This is a genomic window from Brevibacterium renqingii (assembly GCF_017808105.1).
Classification (GTDB): domain Bacteria; phylum Actinomycetota; class Actinomycetes; order Actinomycetales; family Brevibacteriaceae; genus Brevibacterium; species Brevibacterium renqingii.
Map to the genome: position 1 here is coordinate 164108 of NZ_JADBHF010000001.1, position 16320 is coordinate 180427.

The following is a 16320-nucleotide window of genomic DNA, read 5'->3' on the forward strand; positions in this document are numbered from 1 at the left end:
AGCGCACTCCGGCGGTCACCGCGACCGCGGGGGAGACTCCGCAGTCGGTGTGTCCCCGAGCCGCACCTACGGCGGAGGCCCGGGCCGTCGCGACGAGGACGGAGACGTCGGGACCGAGAGCGGGTCCGATCAGGATCCGGACGTGCGACTGCGCGACAGCGCGGAGGATCGTCGGGGCCCGGTCGACATCCGTCCCGCCGGTGCAACGGACGAGGACCTCACCGCCAAGAGAGCCTCTGACGACGGCTCATCGATCTCTGCCGCGGACGACGGGACGCTCGACGGAGCCGACGGTTCGCCCGATGGAAGTGCCGACGATCCGACCGGCGCTGACGGCGAGGATCCCGGCAGTGACGGCGAGGAACCGGGCTCGGACAGTGAGGATCCCGGCGATGACGGCTCACAGGGGAAGGAGGAATGATGTCGGCTCAGACTCTCGGCACCGATGCGGCACAGAATCCATTCGACGATGGTGCTCTCGCGGACGGCCATTGGCACGACGCGAAGCACAATCGCAAGGGGTTCTTCACCGACACGTCGATCTGCATCGGCTGCAAGGCCTGCGAGGTCGCGTGCAAGGAATGGAACCACAATCCGCAGGACGGCACCTTCGAACTTCTCGGCTCCTCGTACGACAACACGGGCAGCCTCGGCGCGAACACCTGGCGCCATGTCGCCTTCATCGAACAGGACTCCGAGCGGATCGAACAGGCCCGTGAGTCCGGACGCAAGCTCGTCAACCTCGGCATGCCCACGGTGCGTCCCCGGACCGACGAAACCTCCGGCGCGCAACCTCTCGACGGAGCGCTCGGCGCGGCGGCGGAGGGGCGGACCAGTGCCGGCCTGCCCACGACGCCGGAACTCGGCGTCGACCTGCTGGCTCCGGGCGCACTGGAACCCACCGACCCGGATGACTTCACCGGCGTCGACACGACGCCGCCGGACACAGCGGACTTCCGCTGGCTGATGTCCTCGGATGTGTGCAAGCACTGCACCCATGCCGGCTGCCTCGACGTGTGCCCGACCGGAGCACTCTTCCGCACCGAATTCGACACCGTCGTCGTCCAGAACGACGTCTGCAACGGCTGCGGCACCTGTGTGGCCGGCTGCCCGTTCGGGGTCATCGAACGCCGTGATGACGGCACGATCAACACGCCCACCGACCGCGACGATCGCAAGGCCGCGGACATGGATGTGCCGGACAAGGGCACGGCCAACAAATGCACGCTCTGCTACGACCGTCTCGTCGACGGGCAGGAACCCGCGTGCGCGCAGACCTGCCCGACGCAGTCGATCAAGTTCGGTGACCGTGCGGACATGGTCGACCAGGCACACGAACGCGTGGCCGAACTCCACAAGAAGGGACTGACCGAGGCCAGGCTCTACGGTGCGAACCCCAACGACGGGGTCGGCGGCACCGGTTCGGTCTTCCTCATCCTCGACGAGCCCGAGGTCTACGGCCTGCCGCCGGACCCGCGGGTGCCGACGAAGGATCTGCCGAAGATGTACGCCAACGCCGGAATCGCGGCGCTGGGCATGATCGCCGCGGCCGGACTCTCGTTCCTCGGGAGCCGGCGTTCATGAGCACATCCGAATACGACTCCTACCGTCCGCCCGAGCCCGAAGGCGGTCGCCGGAAACGTCGCCGAGGCGGCCGTCCCGGCGGCGGTCGAGGTGCCGGTGGTCGACCCGGTCAGGGATGGAAGAACCGCGGTGCCGACGGCAACCGTGAGATGCCGATGGTCGAAGACGTCGAGTTCAGCTCGTACTACGGTCGGCCCATCGTCAAGGCCCCGCCGTGGGGCAACGAGATCGGGCTCTATCTCTTCCTCGGCGGACTGGCCGGAGGTTCGTCGCTGCTGGGTCTGGGCGCACAGCTGAGTGACCGCCCGCGGCTGCGGATCGCGAGCCGACTGACGGCGATGACCGCGACTGCTGTCGGCGGAGCGGCGCTCGTCGCCGACCTCGGCCGGCCCGAGCGCTTCCTCAACATGATGCGCGTGTTCAAGGTCTCCTCGCCGATGAGTCTGGGAACCTGGATCCTGTCCGGGTTCGGCGTCGGCTCGGGCGTGCTGACCGCCATCGAAGTCGATCGTCTCACCGGCGAGAAGGTCCTGCCCCTGGGCCCGTTGCGCCGCGTGCTCCACGCGCTCGAAACGCCTGTCGCCATCGAGTCCGCTCTCTTCGCCACGCCTCTGGCCGCCTACACGGGCGCGCTGCTCGGCGATACCGCGGTGCCCACCTGGAACGCGGCCGGACGCAACGGCCTGTCGTATGTGTTCGTGGCATCAGCCTCCATGGCCGCCGGAGGAGCGGGCATGGCTTTGGCTCCTGTACGTGAGACAGGACCTGCTCGACTGCTGGCGCTGACCGGTGCCGCAGGCGAGATGGTGGCGATGGAGCGGATGAAGAAGGGCATGCATCCTGCCGAGGTCGATCCCCTCGAAGACGGTGAGCCCGGCCGCAAGCTCGACCGGGCCGAGAAGCTGCTCATCGCCGGTGCCATCGGCACAGCCGTCGCCGAGGTGGGAACCAGGGTGTTCGCGAAGAAGATGGCTCCTCGTGCCGGGACTCCTGGCAGCGGCGTTCTCAGCGCTGTTGCCGGTGCCATGGGCAGCGTCAACGGGCACGCCGCCTCTGGCAAGCGCAGCTGGAAGACCCGAGCTGTGCTGCGCGGACTGTCCGTCGTCTCCGGTGCGGCACTCGCGGCGGCCTCGGCGTACACCCGGTTCGGAGTGCTCGAGGCAGGCATCGAATCGACGAAGGACCCGCGTCACGTCGTCGAACCGCAGCGCGCTCGCCTCGAAGAGCGCCGCGCGGCCGGCATCATCGACGACTCGATCACCACCGGCCGGTAGGTTCTTGTCGTCACGCGCGGCGTCCGACACCACTCCTGCCGCCTGCCTGCTCCCGCGAGCATCCTTCACCGGCAGCTACTCTTCCTACACTTAGCGCGGCATCCCACACCGTTCCTGCCACTACGCACCGGTGCACAGGGTGGTTTTGCCGGTACGGGCGCGGGGTTCTCGATGACGTGGCACAGTGCGGTGCAGAAGCCAGCGCCGAGAAGCCATCATTGCCGCGCATGCACCAAGGCATGTTGCGGAATGCGACGTTTCCGGTAGCGTGAGAAACCTATGAAGAAGCTGCTCAAGGACCGCGAAAGCCTGAAAAGCGGTGTGGGCGTGGCTCTGCTCTTTCCGTTGGTCTACTTCGGCATGGATCTTTTGGGCTGGAGCAGCGAGTCATTCAATTGGTGGCAGACACTGCTGGGCGGCCTACTCACTGGTGCCTTCTTCTGGTTCTTCATGTCCAGCTTCCGCCAGTTCCGAGACGAGGAAGTGACCCCGCCCAGTCAGAGGAAATAGCAGCCGAAGACTGGTTGCACCCGCATCTTAGTGTGAAGTGCCCCTGGCGAAACTCACCGCACGTGCATGCCCGAGCCCGCGACGATCTCACCGATGACGGGATGGCCGGGCAGCTCTCCGACGACGAGCAGGCCGCCGGAGGTCTGGGCATCGGCGAGCAGGAGCAGATCGTCCTCGCTGACCGAATCCTCTGCGGTGAGGTGAGGTCGCACCCAGTCGAGGTTGCGCCTCGTCCCGCCTGAGACGTACCCGGCGGCGATCGATTCGTCGACTCCGCCGAGGCGGGGCACAGCGGACGCGTCGAGCACCGCGCCCACGCCTGAGGCCCGAACCATCTTGAACAGGTGCCCGAGCAGGCCGAATCCCGTGACGTCCGTGGCCGCACGCACCCCTGCTGCCACCGCGTCACGCGCGGCGTCGGCATTGAGCGCGGTCATCGTGGCGACCGCCTCGTCGAAGGTCTCGCCGGTGACCTTGTGCCGATTGTTGAGGATCCCCACGCCGATCGGTTTGGTCAGCGTCAGGGGCAGGCCAGCCTCGGCGGCGTCGTTGCGCATGAGCTCGTTCGGGTGGGCGATGCCGGTCACGGCCATCCCGTACTTCGGCTCGGGATCGTCGATCGAATGTCCGCCGGCGACCGGGCAGTTCGCCGCTGCGGCGACATCGAGTCCGCCGCGGAGCACCTCGGTGAGCAGCTCCATCGGCAGCTTCTCCCGGGGCCAGCCGACGAGGTTGATCGCCGTGACAGGCGTCCCGCCCATCGCGTAGATATCCGAGAGCGCATTCGCCGCGGCGATGCGTCCCCAGTCGTAGGCATCGTCGATGACGGGTGTGAAGAAGTCCGCGGTCGAGAGCACTGCGAGATCGTCACGGACTCGCACGGCCGAAGCATCGTCGCCGTCGTCGAGGCCGACGAGGACATCAGGACCCGGCTGTCCGACCAGTCCGCGCACCGCGTCCTCGAGCTCGCCCGGGGGAATCTTGCAGGCGCATCCTCCGCCGTGGGCGAACGAGGTCAGACGGTCGTGGATCTCAGTCATACCGCGACATTAACACCGGCGGCGAAGGCCCGTCACCGGAGGCCGAGGGGCGAACTCGCCGATGCGGTCGAACACGGTAGGATTCTGCAGTGGAGGCGTCCGTGTCCTGGTGGGCGCCCTGGTCTTCAAAACCGGTGAGACCGAGCATCTCGGTCTGGCGGGTTCGATTCCCGTCCGCCTCCGCCAATCACACCGGTCCCGTCGGTCAGGCGGGGCCGTCGGCGAACCCGCACCGAGGAGGAGGCCCATGGTCGAGTCGGACCCTCGTCGCAGCATTCCGCGCACAGACCGTCTCCTCGCCCTGCCGGAGGTCGTCGCCGCAGGTGAGCACCTCAATCAGGCGACGATCAAGGCGACCGTCACCGAGGTGCAGTCCGCCGCGCGCACCGGTCGGATCCCCGTCGCCGAGGTGACCCCCACCATCGTCTCCAGGCTCGGTTCCCGTTCGGCCTCCTCCCTGACCCCGGTGCTCAACGCCACCGGAATCCTCGTCCACACGAACCTCGGCCGGGCCCCGCTGTCGCCGGCCGCGACGCGGGCGGTCGCCGAGGCGGCCGGGTACGTCGATGTCGAGATGGACCTGGTCACCGGCAAGCGCAGCAAGCGCGGAACCGGAGCCAAGGCCGCACTGCTGCGAGCCTGCCCGGCCGCTGAGGACGCCCTCGTCGTCAACAACGGCGCGGCAGCTCTGCTGCTCGCGGTCACGGCACTGCGGGGCGCTGCCTCGGGCAGTGAGATCGTCATCAGCCGCGGCGAGCTCATCGAGATCGGCGCGGGCTTCCGACTCACCGACCTCATGACCACGACCGGGGCGCGTCTGAGGGAGGTCGGAACGACGAACCGCACTCACTTGGCCGACTATGCCGACGCCCTCGGTGAGGACACGTCAAGCCTGCTCAAAGTGCATACGAGCAATTTCCGCGTCGAAGGATTCACCGCCTCCGTCGAGGTGTCCGAACTGGCAGGGCTGGCCGCCGAGCACGATCTTCCGCTCATCGTCGACCTCGGCTCGGGACTGTTCTCTCCCGATGAGTCGCTGCCCGATGAACCGGACATCGATGCGGCGCTGCGGGCCGGTGCCGATCTCGTCATCGTCTCGGGTGACAAACTCCTCGGCGGCCCCCAGGCCGGCCTCGTGCTCGGCCGCGCCGAGGCGGTGCAGACACTGGCCGAGCACCCGCTGGCCAGGGCGCTGCGCACGGACAAACTCACCCTCGCCGCCCTCGAAGCGACGATCACGCACACCATCAACCCGATCCACGACGCCCTCCACATCGACCCCGATCGGCTGCGCGCTCGCACCGAACGCCTCGCCGAGGCCGTCGGTGCCGCAGCCGTGCCCCACGACGGGCGGGTCGGCGGCGGGGGAGCCCCCGGAGTGCCCCTGCCCGGCTGGGCCGTCGAACTGCCTGAGGACTGCGCCCAGGCGCTGCGCCTCGGCGATCCCGCGATCGTCGCCCGCGTCCACCAGGGACGATGCCTCGTCGATCTCCGATGCGTGCCCGAAGCCGATGACGAGTCCGTCGCCGCCGCCATCGCCCGAGCCCTGGACAGCCGCCATGAGTGAGCCGGCGAATACTCCCGAAGCGGCGAAGAGCCCCGGCACCTTCGTCATCGCGACCGCCGGACACGTCGACCACGGGAAGTCGACCCTGGTGAGCGCCCTGACCGGAATGGAGCCCGACCGTTGGGCGGAGGAGAGGAAGCGCGGCCTGACCATCGACCTCGGCTTCGCCTGGACCACCCTGCCCTCGGGCCGGGAACTCGCCTTCGTCGACGTACCCGGGCACGAGAAGTTCCTCGCGAACATGCTCGCCGGGCTCGGCCCCGCCCCCATCGTCTGCTTCGTCATCGCCGCCGACAAGGGCTGGCAGGCCCAATCGAGCGACCACAGGGACGCGATCGCCGCACTCGGCATCACCCAAGGCCTCGTCGTCATCACCCGCGCCGACCTCGCCCCGGACACGATCGGCGCCACAGAAGCCGAGGTCAGGGCCCGATTGCGCGGCACGCCGCTCGAGGACGCCCCCATCGTCACGGTGTCGGCGACGACCGGCGAGGGCCTGCCCGAACTCATCGCCGTCCTCGACGAGGTCACGCACGCGGCCCCGTCCCCGGACGCCTCGGCGCGGGTGCGCCTGTGGGTCGATCGGGCGTTCACCATCAAGGGCGCAGGCACCGTCACCACCGGCACTCTGACGGCCGGCAGCCTGCGCACCGGCGACACCGTCCGCCTGTACGGGGAGACCGTCGACCGGACGGTGAGAGTGCGCGGGCTGCAGTCCCGGAACTCCTCCTCCGCCGAGGTGGCCCCGCAGTCCCGCGTGGCCGTGAACCTCCGCGACGTCCCCGCCGAGGAGCTCCACCGCGGCGATGCCCTGCTCACTCCCGGCGCGTGGCCGATCGTCGAGGTCCTCGACGTCCGCCGCACCATGGGCCAGCCCCTCGATGCCGGTGTCATCGAGCTCATGGCCCACATCGGCACGGCCGCCGTATCCGTCCGCCTGCGTGCCTTCGACGCGGAACACGCTCGCCTCACCCTCGACCGGCCCCTGCCGCTGCAGGTGGGGGACCGGATCGTGCTGCGTGCGCCGGGCAGCCGCAATGTCTTCGCCGGACTCCTCGTCCTCGACGTCGACCCGCCCGCGCTGAGTCGGCGAGGCGACGGTGCCCGTCGTGCGCGGGAGCTGGCCGACCGCCCGGCGACAGGCGATCTTCTCGCCGAGGTGGCCCGCCGCGGAGCCGTCGAGCGCGCCGTCCTCACCCGGTTCGGGCTGCAGGTGCCGAACCAGCCGGCGTCCGACACCGCGGCTCAGCCCGCAGGCGGCGTTCAGCCCGAGACCGAGGCCCTGCCCGCCGAGGTCGAGGCCGTGGGCGGCTGGTTCGTCCACGCGCCCACTGCTTCTGCATGGGTCGAAGCGGCGAAGACCCTGGTCGCGCGCGAGCTCAAGGCACGGCCGATGGCCGCCGGTGTCCCCGTCAAGGCGCTGAGCGAGGCCCTGCGCCGGGTGCACCCGCCCCTGCCCGAGGCTCAGAACGCAGACACCCGCACCCTGCTGACAGAGATCATCTCTCGTGCCGGACTGGAGACGGCCGATGGCATGGTGAGACCACCCGGCCACACCGCCGATCTCGGCGCGGCCGAGGCCGGGATCGCCGAACTCGAGAGGCGTCTGGCGACCGAACCGTTCTCCGCTCCGGAAGCCGATGACCTGCGCGAACTCGGACTCGGAGCGCGGGAGCTCGCGGTCGCGGAGAAGGCGGGACGGGTGCTGCGCCTCGGCGAGGGGATCGTCGTCTCTCCCCGCTCGCCCGCACAGGCGATGCGGGTGCTCGCAGGGCTGACCCAGCCATTCACGACGAGCCAGGCCAGGCAGGCGCTGAACACGACACGAAGGACCGTCATCCCGCTGCTCGAGCATCTCGACGGACGCGGGTGGACCCGGCGACTCGACACCACCCTTCGGGAGGTCGCTCGATGAGCTCGGGACAGTCTCGGCGATGGGCGCGATATTGTATTACAATCAATGGTGACATTATCGTTCGCGTCCGTTCAGGGCGCTACCGTCGATGGCATGGGTGATAACTGACTGCGATGATTCCTCGACCGTCCAGGTGAGGATCGGCGATGCTGCCGCACATCGACTTTCGCGGCCCCCGGCGATGCCTCACACTTCCACTGATCGCATCTGCGACCACATTCATGAACACCGCACCTGCAAGGAGCTGCATTCTATGTCGAACTACCGTGTCCAGAACCCCGCCACCGGCGAGATCCTCGAAACCTTCCCCGAAGCCACCGATGCCGAGATCGAAAGCGTCGTCGCTTCCGCCCACAGCACATACCTGACCTGGAAGGACACAGACATCCAGGAGCGCGCGGGCATCGTGCGCCGGGCCGCGGAGATCTTCCACGAGCGCAAGGACGAACTCGCGAAGACGATCTCGGCCGAGATGGGCAAGTCCTATGAGGAATCGGTCGACGAGGTCGAGTTCGCCGCCGACATCATCGAGTACTACGGCGTCCACGGGCCCAGTCTGGCCACGGACTACCAGATCCCGAGCACCATCCCCGGCACTGCCCGCATCGAGGCGCTGCCCATCGGTGCGCTGCTCGGCGTCATGCCGTGGAACTTCCCTTACTACCAGGTGGCTCGCTTCGCTGCGCCGAACCTCGTGCTCGGCAACACGATCATGCTCAAGCATGCTGACATCTGCGGTCGCTCGGCGCTGCTCATCGAAGAGATCTTCCGCGCCGCCGGTGTGCCCGAGGGCGGCTACTCGCACCTGTTCGCGAACCACGACCAGATCGCGTCGATCATCGCGGACTCCCGCGTCCAGGGCGTGTCCCTGACCGGTTCCGAGCGGGCCGGGGCGATCATCGGCGCACAGGCCGGCCAGAACCTCAAGAAGGCCGTGCTCGAACTCGGCGGCATCGACCCCATGGTCGTCCTCGACGCCGAGGATGTCGCCGCTGTCGCCCGCGAGGCCTGGGAGTTCCGGGTCTACAACGCCGGTCAGGTGTGCAACTCGAACAAGCGGCTTATCGTCATGGACGACATCTACGACGAGTTCGTCGCCGAACTCGTGCGTCTCGGGACAGGGCTGAAGCCGGGCGACCCCGCGAGCCTCAAAGAGGAAGAGTACGGGCCTCTGTCCTCGCGCACCGCGGCCGAGACCGTTGACGCGCAGGTGAAGAAGGCCGTATCCGTTGGCGCCCGGGTGCTCGTCGGCGGTGAGCTCTCCGATGGACCGGCTGCCTACTACTCGCCCACGGTGCTCGTCGACGTGCCCCGGGACTCGGAGTCCTATGGTGAGGAGATCTTCGGGCCCGTCGCCACCGTGTACAAGGTCTCCAGCGATGAGGAGGCCCTCGAGCTGGCCAATGACTGCGCGCTGGGCCTCGGCGGATCGGTCTTCTCCACCGACGAGGCGCGTGCCGACAAGGTCGCAGCCCGCCTCGAGGTGGGCATGACGCATGTGAACACCATCGCCGCCGAGGCTGCCGAGATCCCCTTCGGCGGGGTCAAGCGCTCCGGTTTCGGCCGCGAGATGGGCCCGATCGGGATGGGCGAGTTCGTCAACAAGCGCCTCCACTTCGTCGCGAAGTAAGGCTCCCGCGGCGTCCGCGGGTGCGGCCCGCGGACGCCGCGCGCCCGCGGGATCGCGGCCACGTGGCGGCGGTCAGGAGTAGGAGGGCTTGTCCACGCTGGTCACGGTGGTCAGCAGGAATACGCAGTCCTCCAGGGCCAGCACCGAGTGGCGCTCATGGGTGAGGATCCAGAGCTCGCCGGCCCCGAACTCCCCCTGCATCTCCTCATCGAGTTCGACTCTGATGCTTCCGACCAGCACCTGGATGCTGGCCGCGGGCGGCGAGTTGTGAGCCGGAAGTCGGACACCGTCTGCCAGAGCGATCACTGTCTGGCGCAGCTCGCCGTCGTGGGCGACGAGTTCGGCACTGCGTCCGTTCTCGTTCTCGCGTGCAAGCGCCAAGTGGGATTCGGTCAGTTCATTCAGGTCAGCCACGTTCAGTCCTCAGGGTCGTCGGAGTGTGATCCACGATACCCGACAGTCGCAGCGAGGACGTCGCCCATCGCAGAGGCGGTCAGGGCCCGCCGTTCCTGGCGCGACGATGGAGAGGGGATTCGCTCTCCACGGATCTTGGCCAGGGCCACCTCGGTGATGGGGGCATGTTGGGGAAACGCCTCGAGCATGTGGATTCCCGCGCGCTCCTTGCCGATGATCTTCCCGGTCATGAGCGTGTGGTGCATGCGGGCGGGCCCCAGCACGCACCATTCGACACTTCCTGCTGAGAGGCCCTGCCGGGCCGGGAGGGCCCGGGCAGTGGTCCGAGGCCGCGTGCGCAGCTGTGCAGCCAACGGTGCCCAGTACTTGCGCAGGTTCGAGCGGATCCAGGGACGCAGCGAGTCGGGCTCCGGGTCGAGGCCCCATCGGTCGACGGACCGACCTCGAATGGTGATGCCGCCGTCGACGAGTTCCTTCCAGACCACGGGATTGACATCGAAGCCCGCCCCGGGCTCGAAGATCTCGCCGACATGCGAGGCGATCGGCGAGATCGCGCTGACGGGTCGACTGATGTCCGATTGCCTGATGAACACAGTGTTGCAGCACGCGCTGATACCTTTGCCGCGGACTGCTCTCAGCGCCAGATGCGGCATCTGCGAGAGGTGAAGCAGGCGCAGGCGGCGGATGAGATCAGCGCGTGTCGCCCACTCGTCGGCGACGACGGCGACGAGGTCGATATCGCTGCGGCCGGGACGGTAGCAGCGGAGGGCGAGTGAGCCGCCGACGGCGCAGGCGACCACGCTTCCGGGCAGAAGACGGTCCGCGGCTCGAAGATACGAGCGTGTGGCTCGAGCGGCGTCTGAGGGCAGCGACGGTGGCATGGGACCAGCCTACGGCGGAGTCGCGGCGAGGACGCCTGAAAACCGCCTGGTGCGTCCCTGCGCGTGAACCGACGGACCGTTCGAGACCCACGTCACGGAGGTGTACGGGTGCCGCTTGGCGGCGTGGAGCACTCATTGAACTCTGAGCACATGCACACACGTTCGTGACGATTCGTTGCGATGAGACGGAGCCATCTATAAGGCTCTCTGCATTGAACCGGCCCCCTACGTCCGACAGTGTGGTGTGGGGCGATTTCCAGTGCACCTCCTGTGCCGAAAGACAGGAGACCACGGTGCACTGCGAACCCAGACCCATCCGTCCGGGCCGCTCGCCCGATCCCAGAGGAAAGTGAGAACAGATGAAGAGCGTGCGCACACTTGCGGTGACTGCACTGTCCGCTGCCGTCATCGCAGGGGGCGTCTCCCTGGCAACGGCGACCTCGGCCGCGGCCGAACCGATGTCCGGGGCCGTCGACCAGACGAGCGAGAACGCTGCGGGCGCCGGTCCCGCACAGGGCGCCGGCACGACCGGCGGCATCGACGACTCGGACGAACTCAGCTCCGAGCAGATCGACAATGCTCGCACCATCATCGGCGTCGGCAAGGGCGCAGACCTGTCGAAGGACGCACAGACGATCGCCGTGATGACCGCGCTGCAGGAGTCGAGCCTGCAGAATCTCGATGGTGGGGACAGGGACTCCGCCGGACCGTTCCAGCAGCGGCCCTCCATGAACTGGGGATCGGCCGACGAGGTCACCGATCCCGTCTACTCCTCGAAGTCGTTCTACGGAATCAACCCCGAAAGCCCCAATCCCGGCCTCACTGAGATCGAGGACTGGAAGAGCATGGACCCGGGTGCTGCCGCGCAGGACGTGCAGGCCTCGGCCTACCCCGATGCATACGCGAAATGGGAGCCGCTGGCCGAGCAGCTCGTCGACGAGAACCAGGACGTCGACGCCATCGAGTGATTGACCGCTCCGGCCCCGGCGTCAGGCCAGGGCGCCGGCGGCGAGGCGTCGGACCACCTCGGTGAGGTGACGCAGTCCGGAGACGAGGTCCTCGTCCTTCGTGAACTCGGCCAGACTGTGTGAGATCCCGTCGACGCTGGGGACGAACAGCATCACGGTGGGCACAGCGTCCTTCATATTCGTCGAGTCGTGCCCGGCCACGGTCATCACCCGCGCCGAGGTGAGCCCGAGTTCGTCCGCGACCGTGCGGGCCAGCTCGACCCCGTCCTCGGAGTACGGGTTCTGGTCCCAGCTGTGCTCGGCGACGATCTCGATCTCGACCCGGTCGTCCTCGCACACCCGCGCGACCGTGGCCATGAGCGAATCGTGGGCGGCGGTGATCACCTCGGCGCTGGGGGACCGGAGGTCGAGCAGAAGGCTGACCTCGCTGGCGACGACGACCGGCGAATTCGGGTAGACGGTGAGTTGGCCGCAGGCCGTGTGCAGTGCACCGGGCTCGAATTCGTCTGTCAGTTCGCGGGCGGCGACGACGAGGCGGGCGGCACCGAGCAGGGCGTCCTGCCGATCGGCCATGAGCGTCGACCCGCTGTGGGCCTGAGCGCCGGTGACCCTGAACTCGTATTTGTGCGCCGCCCAGGTGGCATTGACGAGACCGATGCTCACTCCGTCCTCTTCCATGCTGCGGCCCTGCTGGACGTGGATCTCCGCATAGGAGGCGATCTCGGGAGCCGTGGAGTCCCCGCGCTCGCCGATCGCGTCGAGCGCCTCGGCGACAGTGATCCCGGCGGCATCTCGGGTGGCCAGAGCGGTTTCCAGCTCGGCCTTGCCGGTGAAGACATTGCTGCCCATCATCGAGGGCTTGAACCGTGATCCCTCCTCGTTGAACCAGTTGACCACGGCGAGGTTGAACCGCGCCTTCTCCGGGTCGGCCCGCAGCTCATCGGCGACGGCGAAGCATGCATGAGCCGAGGCCATGACCCCATAGGCGCCGTCGAAGCGCCCTGCCGTGGGCTGGGAGTCCATATGCGAACCGGTGAGCACATAGGGGGCGCCGGGCACGAGCTCGAGGAGACCGAACTGATTGCCGATGGCGTCCCGGTGGACGCTGAAGCCGTGCTCGGCGAGCAGGTCGGCGAACCATTTCCGCTGCTGCCCATCCGCCTCGCTCGCCGCCTGCCTGTCGACTCCGTTCGTGCCCTCGACCGCGCCGAAGCGCGAGTGCACGGCCCAGTCGGCGAGGAAGGCGGCTTCGCGATCCGCGCTGGTCAGGGAGTGTGTCATGGTGAGTCCTTTCGAAGGTTCGAGCATGCGCGTCTGCGTAGTTCGGGGATTGGCCCAGGCCGTCCGGTCCGTGTCGTCGGGCCCAGGCCGTCCGGTCCGCGTGGCCGGATCGGGACGTCGCCTCAGGTGGTCTCGTCGGCGGCCGGCGGCATGGTCGCAGGATCGATGAGGACGTGGATGAGCGCAGGTCCGTCCGCGGTCAGCGCGCGCTCGAGCGCGGGAGCGAAGTCCTCGGTCGCTTCGACGCGCTCGCCGTGGCCGGACATGCCTGCCCCGTCCTGTCCGTTGAACGCCCTCATCCAAGAGGCGAAGTCCGGATTGACCATCCGCGTGCCCGAAGGCCTGCCCGGATAGTGGTTCTCCTGATGGGACACGATCGTGCCGTACACGCCGTTGTCGATGACGATGATGAGCGGGGTCGCGCCATGGGCGAAGGCCGTGGCGATCTCCTGCCCATTCATGAGGAAGTCCCCGTCGCCGCAGATCGCGACAGCGCGCCGGTCCGGGAACGTCAGGGACGCTGCGACCGTACCTGGAACGGCGAGTCCCATGGCTCCGTTGCGGGCCCCGACGAGGCTAGTCGGCCGCTGGTGGCGGATGAAACGGTGCCCCCAGATCGTCGCATTTCCCGCACCATAGGTCAGTATCGCCTCGCCGCCGAGGCGGTCGTCGAGGATCCCGAACGCCACACCGAGGTCGACCCCGGTTCGGGTGTGCTCGGCCGGCGGCTGCGCCTCGGCGTCGGGGCGGTGAGCGGCGAACCGAGCCTGTGCGGCAACGCGCTCCTCCATCCATCCGTCTGAGCGCCCGCCACGCAGCACATCGGCATTGAGACTGGTCAGCGCCTCGGTGAAGGTGCGCGGTGAGGCGAGGATGTGCTGGTCGATGCGCCCGGCGTGCTGGGTGGCCTCGGTATCGAGGGAGACGAGCACGGTCTCGGCGTCGAAGCCGATGCTGTAGCCGTCACTTGCCACATCGGAGCGGGTGCAGCCGACGAAGACGAGCAGGTCCGCCTCGGCGAATCCCCGGGCGACGGCATCGGCCCGACCGTAGCCGAGCCACCCGGCCCAGGCGCGCGAGCCATGGGGGACGGCGTCATAGGCGCGCCAATCGCAGAGGACCGGGACCCCGACCGAGGCGGCGAAGCGAGCGAGATCCGCCCCGCACCCGGTCTGCCAGCCGTCGCCGCCGAGGACGAACGCGGGGCGTGAGGCGTCGGCGATGCGGGCGGTCAGCGATTCGAGCTCAGCGGAGGCAGGAATCGGTGGGGCCGCCTCGGCGATCCTCGGGGTGGGCGCCTCGGTGAGGCGGACGAGGACGTCCTCGGGCAAACCGACGACGACGGGCCCGGGCCTCCCGGCCGCGGCGATGCGCAGGGCTTCGGCGGTGAGCTCGCCGGCACGGTGCTCGTCGTCGATGGTGATCACGCGTTTCGCGGTCGAGGAGAACCACTCGGGCAGGCTGAATTCCTGGAAGGATCCGCGCTCGCGGTCCGCGGTCGGGACGAGGCCGACGAAGAGGACGAGCGCGGTCGCGTCCTGCCAAGCGGTGTGGATGGAGATCATCGCGTTCGCGGCCCCCGGACCGCGCGTGACCATGGCGATGCCCGGACGTCCGGTCAGCCGGGATTCGGCCAGGGCCATGAACCCGGCGCCGCCCTCCTGCCGGCAGACGACGGTCTCGATGGGGGAGTCGTAGAGGCCGTCGAGGACGTCGAGGTAGCTCTCGCCGGGCACCGCATAGACGCGTTCGATGCCTGCGCTGTCCAGGGTGTCGACGATGAGATGACCGGCGGAACGCGGCATGGCGAGGTGTCCTTTCGACGAACGGGGAGTGTGGAGCTGCCCGCAGAACGGTGCGCGGGCGGGCGAGATCGCCTCAGTGCTTGAAGCCGGGAAGGTCGACGCTCAGGCGCGGGGCGACGTAGCCGGCGAAGGCCGTGAACAGGGACAGGAAGACGAGCATCGCGGCGGCCGGCCACCAGTGATCACCGGCGGAGGCGACGAAGCCGGTGGCCAGCAGCGGAATGAAGCCCGAGAGCATACCCGCCGCATTCTGCGCCATGCCCACTCCCGTGTAACGCGTGGTGGCAGGGAACAGGCCGGTGAGCACGGTGCCCGAGGCCGCGTAGGGCAGGGACAGGGTGCTCACCGCCAGGGTCATGGCGATGACGACGAGGACCGGCTGTCCGGATTCGAACATGAAGAAGGCCGGAACGGCCACCACCGCCGAGGCGACTCCGCCCCAGAGGATGACCTTCGACGCCCCGTACTTCGTCCCCAGGGCGCCGCCCCAGATGAGGGCGCCGATCTCGACGGCCGCGGCGACCATGCTGCCCAGGAGCAGGAGCGAATCGTCGTAGCCGAGGATGTTGACGCCGTACCAGACGCAGAAGGCAGTGACGAGGTAGAAGCCGCCGACGCCGAGCAGAGCTGCGGCCATGCCGATGATGATCTGCTTCCAGGAGTCGGTGAAGGTCGTGCGGATCGGGCTCTTCTCGACCTCACCGGACTCCTCGAGCTGTCGGAAGACCGGGGACTCCTCGAGGCGGGCCCGCAGGTAGATGGCGAGGATGAGCAGCGGGAAGGCGGCGAGGAACGGGATCCTCCAGCCGAAGGAGTCGAAGCTGTCCTGTGAGAAGACCAGGCTCATGACGAAGAAGCCGCCGGAGGACAGGATCGTGCCGATGGGCGAGCCGATCTGCGGGATCGCCGCGTAGCGGGCGCGCAGGTGGAGCGGGGCGTTCTCGACGACGAGCGTCATCGCTCCCGACCACTCGCCGCCGACGAAGAGGCCCTGGAGGATGCGCAGGAGCACGAGCAGCGCGGGGGCGGCGAAGCCGATCGCTGCGTAGGTCGGCAGCAGACCGATGAGGCCGGTGACGATGCCGATGCCGATGATCGTGATGAGCAGGACCTTGCGGCGCCCGAGCTTGTCGCCCATGCGCCCGAAGATGAGCCCGCCGATCGGGCGTGCGGCCAGCCCGACGCCGAAGGTGGCGAAGGACGCCAGCGCCGCCGCGGTGGCGTTTTCGCTGGTGAAGTACTGAACGTTGAAGATCAGCGCGGCCGCGGCGCTGAACAGGAAGAAGTCGTACCACTCGAGGGCGGTGCCGATCAGCGCTCCGGCGGCTACTTTGTTCGCGTCCTTGACGCTCAGCTCTGTGGTGGCACTGAACTCGGCGGATGCCGTGGTGTTCTGCTCGCTCATGGTTCTCTCCGTCGAGGCCGGGGATCCGGGCTGCTCGTGCAGGTCG

At 68.4% G+C, this 16320-nt stretch carries 13 protein-coding genes and 1 tRNA gene; 8 read left to right on the forward strand and 6 right to left on the reverse strand.

Going from position 1 to position 16320, the window contains the following annotated elements; translation table 11 throughout:
- Positions 1–420: 420 nt before the first annotated feature.
- The 3 genes from IHE57_RS00715 (at position 421) to IHE57_RS00725 (ending at position 3368) form a co-directional block, all read left to right on the forward strand.
- Complete coding sequence (locus IHE57_RS00715; protein WP_209370112.1) at positions 421–1584, forward strand: 4Fe-4S dicluster domain-containing protein; 1164 nt, start codon at positions 421–423, stop codon at positions 1582–1584.
- Positions 1581–2858 carry an NrfD/PsrC family molybdoenzyme membrane anchor subunit gene (gene nrfD, locus IHE57_RS00720; protein WP_209370114.1) on the forward strand — a complete coding sequence of 426 codons (1278 nt, stop codon included), beginning with the start codon at positions 1581–1583 and terminating at the stop codon, positions 2856–2858. The genes IHE57_RS00715 and nrfD overlap by 4 nt, the downstream gene beginning before the upstream one ends.
- A gap of 279 nt (positions 2859–3137) precedes the next feature.
- Entirely contained in the window at positions 3138–3368 is a 231-nt protein-coding gene (locus tag IHE57_RS00725; protein WP_209370116.1) for a hypothetical protein, read from the forward strand.
- Between the two features lie 53 nt (positions 3369–3421).
- On the opposite strand, the gene selD is transcribed toward IHE57_RS00725, so the two are convergent.
- Entirely contained in the window at positions 3422–4408 is a 987-nt protein-coding gene (gene selD, locus IHE57_RS00730; protein WP_209370118.1) for a selenide, water dikinase SelD, read from the reverse strand.
- A 91-nt stretch (positions 4409–4499) separates the two neighbouring features.
- On the opposite strand from selD, the gene IHE57_RS00735 reads away from it, so the two are divergent.
- From IHE57_RS00735 to IHE57_RS00750, 4 genes are all read left to right on the forward strand, one after another.
- Positions 4500–4594, forward strand: a tRNA-Sec gene (locus IHE57_RS00735).
- A 61-nt stretch (positions 4595–4655) separates the two neighbouring features.
- The gene (gene selA / locus IHE57_RS00740) at positions 4656–5975 is read left to right on the forward strand and encodes an L-seryl-tRNA(Sec) selenium transferase (RefSeq protein WP_209370120.1); all 1320 of its coding nucleotides are present in this window, start codon (positions 4656–4658) and stop codon (positions 5973–5975) included.
- Positions 5968–7890, forward strand: a complete 1923-nt coding sequence (gene selB, locus IHE57_RS00745; protein ID WP_209370121.1) for a selenocysteine-specific translation elongation factor — start codon at positions 5968–5970, stop codon at positions 7888–7890. The genes selA and selB overlap by 8 nt, the downstream gene beginning before the upstream one ends.
- 253 nt (positions 7891–8143) lie before the next feature.
- On the forward strand, positions 8144–9520 hold the full coding sequence (locus IHE57_RS00750) for an NAD-dependent succinate-semialdehyde dehydrogenase (protein ID WP_209370122.1): 1377 nt from the start codon (positions 8144–8146) through the stop codon (positions 9518–9520).
- A 72-nt stretch (positions 9521–9592) separates the two neighbouring features.
- On the opposite strand, the gene IHE57_RS00755 is transcribed toward IHE57_RS00750, so the two are convergent.
- Positions 9593–9934 (reverse strand): cupin domain-containing protein, encoded by a 342-nt coding sequence (locus tag IHE57_RS00755; RefSeq protein ID WP_209324398.1) that lies wholly within the window; start codon positions 9932–9934, stop codon positions 9593–9595.
- A gap of 2 nt (positions 9935–9936) precedes the next feature.
- A complete protein-coding gene (locus tag IHE57_RS00760; protein ID WP_209370123.1) occupies positions 9937–10815 on the reverse strand; it encodes a hypothetical protein in 879 nt (292 codons plus the stop codon).
- Between the two features lie 359 nt (positions 10816–11174).
- Between IHE57_RS00760 and IHE57_RS00765 the strand changes: the two genes are divergently transcribed.
- Complete coding sequence (locus IHE57_RS00765; RefSeq protein WP_209370124.1) at positions 11175–11783, forward strand: hypothetical protein; 609 nt, start codon at positions 11175–11177, stop codon at positions 11781–11783.
- Between the two features lie 21 nt (positions 11784–11804).
- On the opposite strand, the gene IHE57_RS00770 is transcribed toward IHE57_RS00765, so the two are convergent.
- From IHE57_RS00770 to IHE57_RS00780, 3 genes are all read right to left on the reverse strand, one after another.
- Positions 11805–13064 (reverse strand): M20 family metallo-hydrolase, encoded by a 1260-nt coding sequence (locus IHE57_RS00770; RefSeq protein WP_209370126.1) that lies wholly within the window; start codon positions 13062–13064, stop codon positions 11805–11807.
- Positions 13065–13186: 122 nt separating this feature from the next.
- On the reverse strand, positions 13187–14869 hold the full coding sequence (locus IHE57_RS00775; protein ID WP_209370128.1) for a thiamine pyrophosphate-dependent enzyme: 1683 nt from the start codon (positions 14867–14869) through the stop codon (positions 13187–13189).
- Positions 14870–14942: 73 nt separating this feature from the next.
- Complete coding sequence (locus IHE57_RS00780; RefSeq protein WP_209324393.1) at positions 14943–16274, reverse strand: MFS transporter; 1332 nt, start codon at positions 16272–16274, stop codon at positions 14943–14945.
- Positions 16275–16320: the final 46 nt, after the last annotated feature.

Bases quoted from the DNA above. Each gene is read 5' to 3' on its own strand.
- IHE57_RS00715 (WP_209370112.1), top strand. From the start codon at position 421: ATGTCGGCTCAGACTCTCGGCACCGATGCGGCACAGAATCCATTCGAC.
- nrfD (WP_209370114.1), top strand. From the start codon at position 1,581: ATGAGCACATCCGAATACGACTCCTACCGTCCGCCCGAGCCCGAAGGC.
- IHE57_RS00725 (WP_209370116.1), top strand. From the start codon at position 3,138: ATGAAGAAGCTGCTCAAGGACCGCGAAAGCCTGAAAAGCGGTGTGGGC.
- selD (WP_209370118.1), bottom strand. From the start codon at position 4,408: ATGACTGAGATCCACGACCGTCTGACCTCGTTCGCCCACGGCGGAGGA.
- selA (WP_209370120.1), top strand. From the start codon at position 4,656: ATGGTCGAGTCGGACCCTCGTCGCAGCATTCCGCGCACAGACCGTCTC.
- selB (WP_209370121.1), top strand. From the start codon at position 5,968: ATGAGTGAGCCGGCGAATACTCCCGAAGCGGCGAAGAGCCCCGGCACC.
- IHE57_RS00750 (WP_209370122.1), top strand. From the start codon at position 8,144: ATGTCGAACTACCGTGTCCAGAACCCCGCCACCGGCGAGATCCTCGAA.
- IHE57_RS00760 (WP_209370123.1), bottom strand. From the start codon at position 10,815: ATGCCACCGTCGCTGCCCTCAGACGCCGCTCGAGCCACACGCTCGTAT.
- IHE57_RS00765 (WP_209370124.1), top strand. From the start codon at position 11,175: ATGAAGAGCGTGCGCACACTTGCGGTGACTGCACTGTCCGCTGCCGTC.
- IHE57_RS00770 (WP_209370126.1), bottom strand. From the start codon at position 13,064: ATGACACACTCCCTGACCAGCGCGGATCGCGAAGCCGCCTTCCTCGCC.
- IHE57_RS00775 (WP_209370128.1), bottom strand. From the start codon at position 14,869: ATGCCGCGTTCCGCCGGTCATCTCATCGTCGACACCCTGGACAGCGCA.
- IHE57_RS00780 (WP_209324393.1), bottom strand. From the start codon at position 16,274: ATGAGCGAGCAGAACACCACGGCATCCGCCGAGTTCAGTGCCACCACA.